The sequence below is a fragment of the Methanocalculus sp. genome (genome assembly GCF_029762515.1).
Lineage (GTDB): Archaea > Halobacteriota > Methanomicrobia > Methanomicrobiales > Methanocorpusculaceae > Methanocalculus.
Genome location: NZ_JARVGN010000157.1, coordinates 1 through 4874 on the forward strand (window position 1 = coordinate 1; position 4874 = coordinate 4874).

Here is a 4874-nt window from a genome sequence, read left to right on the forward strand (position 1 = left end):
TGGATCTGTTTTATCGAGCGTCCAGGCTCAAATATGAAGAGAGCAGACAGTATCAGCAACCGGAAACCTCCTAGCTCCTCGCCCCGGTCGGCGAGAAGCCTATAAGAGAATGCCCGTCGATGTAGTAGTCAGCCACATTCACCATGATCGAGAGCCAGAACATTGAATTCAAGGAGTCCTGGAAGGACGAGTATCTCAAGACCCTCTGTGCATTTGCAAATACAAACGGCGGTATAACTGCTATGGACTATGCATCGATTGTGCCGGAGGTATCGGAGAAGACCCGGTACCGTGATCTTCTCGATCTCGTCCATCGTGGCTTGCTGGAAGCATTCGGTGCGAAAAAGGGCAGAAAATACGTTTTAACCAGGCCACGTCCCGGGAAAGCCTGATGGGTCGAGAGTATATCTTGCAAGATAACGGACATTTATCGGACATTATCGGACATCTTCTGTTTTTGGGGTGTCTGATATCTGGCGTGTTCACCTCACCCTCACCCAGATAATCGTCTTAAACCCATATCAATGACAGCCACGAAGGATATAATCAAGTTATCACATAAATTAGTAAAAGGAGTTTTTTACATTGGACATACCACGTATCTTTACTATTTCAGAAAGCGCTCACCGGATTCATAACCCGTTCACACCAGAGAAATACGCCACTCTCGGCAGAGCGTTGCGCCTGGAGCCGGGGGCCCGCCTGCTCGATCTCGGCAGTGGTTCGGGCGAGATGCTCTGCACCTGGGCTCGCGATTATGGAATCACCGGTGTCGGCATCGATATGAGCCCGCTGTTCACCGAACAGGCGAAACTCCGCGCTGAAGAGCTCGGCATCGCCGATCGGGTTCGGTTCATTCACGGCGACGCTGCCGGCTACATCGCCGACGAAAAGGTCGATGTAGCAGCCTGTATCGGCGCCACCTGGATTGGCGGGGGATTTGCCGGAACCATCGGGCTTCTGGCACAGAGCCTCCGCCCCAAAGGGATCATCCTCATCGGCGAGCCCTACTGGAGGCAGCTGCCGCCAACAGAGGACGTTGCCAGGGAATGCGATGCCAATTCCATCTCGGATTTCCTCATGCTTCCTGACCTTCTCGCGTCTTTTAATGATCTCAACTACGATGTTGTAGAGATGGTGCTGGCGAACCAGGATGGCTGGGACAGGTATGAAGCGGCCAAATGGCTCACCATGCGCCGATGGCTCGAAGCAAATCCAGACGACGGCTTCGCACCGGAAGTGAGGGGCATGCTGACGTCGGAGCCAAAACGCTACGCCGCCTATACGAGAGAATATGTTGGCTGGGGTGTCTTCGCCCTGATGGCGAGGTGATTGAGGAGGCACGGCAAGGTGAGAGGCGGGCGAATGCGGTTGTTCGATCTGCTGCTGTAGGAACAGGGTTGGCAGGTCGAATCCGGTCTCTCACATTATTTTATTGCCTGTAGCTATTTTGCCAGAAGATCATGGGTCGCCTTGCGCTTTTTTATGAGCATATCGATAGCTTGCTCCTCCTACTCCTCCTTTTCCTCAGCAATGATTGAGGTATAAACCAGGAGAACAAATTGAGGTAGAGTTGAATGTCAGGCTGAAGATAAAGATGATAAGTGGTGAATATTGTTCCCAGGAATGATAATTTGAGGCTGGGAAACAGCCTCCTTATCTATGATGATTTATTCATTTAATCTATGAATAACCTGAACACACGTCTGCTGCTTTGCCTTTGTGCTCTTCTTCTCATAGCTTCCCCGGTTGTAGCAGAAGATCCCAGAAATGACGCAACCTCATACACCCGTGCCATCAATACAGCTGAAGATCTTACTAAAACCTGGCAGAATCTAAACGATGATATTGAGTATGCAAACCGCGGACTTCTCGCAGCACCGGACTCGCGGATCATTCTCAACGCGGCTGGCAAACCGGTTCTGGACGTAACCGGGCTCTTTTATCTCCAAAACAACACCGCACCCGTGACAGTTAATGCTGCCCTGTACGAACAGGCGAGGCTGAACAGCATTCACGGGCTCTTTCAGGTTACTGATTCCATCTACCAGGTACGCGGATACGATATCTCCGTGATGAGCCTTATCAAAGGAGAGACCGGCTGGATCATTATCGATCCGCTGGGCTGTACCGAGAGCGCAGGGGCGGCTCTGGATCTCGTCACCGAAACGCTCGGCGAATATCCGGTAAAGGCAGTAATCTACACGCATCCCCACGCGGATCACTGTCTCGGTGTTGGAGGGGTCACCACTCAGGAGAAGGTCGACTCACGTGAGGTCATCGTCATCGCCCCTGAGGGGTTCATGGAGCACCTTGTCAGCGAAAATGTGTTCGCCGGAACTGCAATGAAGCGCCGTTCGATATACATGTTCGGTTTGACGCTTCCGGTTGACGAAAAAGGCTATGTGGATTCGGGAATCGGGACGATGATGGCCCACGGAAGTATGACTTTTATCCCTCCGACGCATGATATTACCCATACCGGACAGACTGTGACGGTCGACGGTGTGGAGATGGTGTTCCAGCTGACGCCCGAAACCGAAGCCCCGGTGGAGATGAATATCTGGTTCCCGCAGGAGAAAGCGCTCTGTATGGCGGAAAACTGCGTTGGAACACTCCATAATATTCTGACTATCCGTGGTGCCCAGGTACGGGACCCGCTTTCCTGGTCACGGTACCTCGATGAAGCCCGCCAGCTCTATGGAGGGGAGGCCGGGGTGATGTTTACCTCGCACAACTGGCCGCGTTTCGGTAACGAGGCTGTTGTTGAAACGCTTGAGATACAGCGCGACATGTACAGGTATATCCACGATCAGACACTGCACCTCATCAATCAGGGATATACGATGGATGAAATCGCTCATATGATAACTCTGCCTGATTCCCTGAGGAAGTATGGATACACACACGAGTTTTATGGGACGGTCCAGTTCGCAGCAAAGGCCGTATATCAGAAATACCTGGGATTCTACGATGGAAACCCAACACATCTGAACAATCCCGATCCTGTTTTGTTCTCCTCGGTGCTGGTTGAGTATATGGGTGGGGCAGATGCAGTAATACCCAGGCTCAGAGAGGATTATCAGAAGGGAATGTATCAGGAGGTGGCAACGATTGCCGGCTATATTGTCTACTCAGACCCGACAAACAGGGAGGCAAGAACTATCCAGGCCGATGCACTTGAGCAACTTGGATACCAGTCGGTCTCAGGCCCGTACAGAAATGCCTATCTGACGGCAGCCCGGGAGCTCAGGAGTACCGGTGAATCGGAGGCAGAAGATACCAGCACCCAGGGAGCGGCCCCGGCATTGGGATTGCTGTCGGCACTGTCTCCTGATCAGATCTTTGAATATCTTGCAATACGGCTGAATCCGGAGAGAGCCGATGGGGAAAACATTCGGGTTAATATCATCATGGAATCTCCGGAGGGCAATACTATAGCGGTTGTTCATCTGAAGAACTGTGTCCTCCATGCATGGATGGGGACGTTTGATGAAAATGCTGGTGTGACTATTTCAGGCGAAAAAACTGCAATGAAAAGGTATCTGCTCCAGGGCAGGCCTTCGAAAGAGAATCTGATGCGTTTTGCCACGGTCTCAGGAGATGTGGATTCGTTTATCCGTCTGATGGGCATGTTTGATACCTTCACCCCGGATTTCCCTATCGTCCTCCCATAAACTCAATATACAAAATCTTTTACCTACGGAGAAAGAGCCGGATAGAAAGTGTTGATCACTCCGGAACAGAGCACGTGGTTCTCTACAGGGAAAATCAGGTCCCTGTGAGCCACTTCTCAGAGAGATGCCACAAGTGCCAAATACTGTGAGGTGTGATTATCGCATCCGGAGATGATCCCACCATGAGACACATTCCATTCCTTCTCACACTCGCGATTATTGTCTGCACCCTCCTGGCTTCGGGCTGTACCGGATCCGGTGAGGCGCCAGCACCCGCTGCCCCGGAGATTACCATGACCGTTCCTGTTGAACCCATACCGGTCATGAGCAGCGGGGGGATGAACCTTGCCTATGAACTCGAATTCCACCCGTCCGGTAATGAGGCGATCACACCTGAAAAGGTCGAGGTGATCGATCCCGGAAGCGGTGCTGTTCTGATAACCCTGCAAGGGGATGACCTCGACCAGCTCTGGCATCCGGCATCCTCTCCACCGCCAACCCGGGAGGAGATTGATACATTCACCAGCAAGATGCCGATGTCGCGGGTCTCTGTCTGGCTCGTCGTGAACCCGGAATCTGTCCCGGACCGGCTCATCCACCGGGTCACCCTGGACCGGAATGCAGACGGGCTCCCCCCGGCCATCCTTGAAGGCGGGGAGGTGGCAGTAAGGAAGGATCGTGAGCCGATTGTGATCGCCTCCCCGGTCCGCGGTCCCGGATGGCTGATCATCGAGACCACGTATCCATATACCCACCACTTCCTTGCACAGATTACAACAAACGGAGCAACACGGGTTCCGCAGCGGTACGCACAGGATCTGATCGGGATCGATCCGGAGACGGGCCGCCTTGCCTCTGAGAACATAACAGACATTCACAGCTGGTATGGATACGGAAAGGAGCTCTATGCAGTCGCAGACGCAACCGTTGCAGACACGCTCGACGGGCTGCCGGACATCCCGACCATCTACTCCACCCCTCCTGCCGACATCACGACCGCAGCCGGCAACTATGTCATCCTCGATCTCGGGAATGATAAGTATGCCTGCTACGGCCACCTGATCCCCGGATCACTTACGGTGCAGAAGGGCGATATGGTGAAAGAGGGGCAGGTGATCGGCCTTGTCGGGAACAGCGGGAACTCAGATGTGCCGCACCTCCACTTCCAGATCGTGACCGGCACCCCGTCCTTCCTCG

Annotated in this window: 4 protein-coding genes; all 4 read left to right on the top strand. The window is 53.2% G+C overall.

The window, feature by feature from the left end; genetic code table 11:
• Nucleotides 1–143: 143 nt before the first annotated feature.
• The gene (locus QCH34_RS06765) at nucleotides 144–392 is read left to right on the top strand and encodes a helix-turn-helix domain-containing protein (RefSeq protein ID WP_300332107.1); all 249 of its coding nucleotides are present in this window, start codon (nucleotides 144–146) and stop codon (nucleotides 390–392) included.
• Between the two features lie 193 nt (nucleotides 393–585).
• Nucleotides 586–1332 (top strand): class I SAM-dependent methyltransferase, encoded by a 747-nt coding sequence (locus QCH34_RS06770; RefSeq protein ID WP_300332110.1) that lies wholly within the window; start codon nucleotides 586–588, stop codon nucleotides 1330–1332.
• Nucleotides 1333–1685: 353 nt separating this feature from the next.
• On the top strand, nucleotides 1686–3677 hold the full coding sequence (locus tag QCH34_RS06775; protein ID WP_300332113.1) for an alkyl sulfatase dimerization domain-containing protein: 1992 nt from the start codon (nucleotides 1686–1688) through the stop codon (nucleotides 3675–3677).
• 182 nt (nucleotides 3678–3859) lie between these two features.
• On the top strand, nucleotides 3860–4874 hold a 1015-nt coding region (locus QCH34_RS06780; protein ID WP_300332116.1), incomplete at its 3' end, for a M23 family metallopeptidase.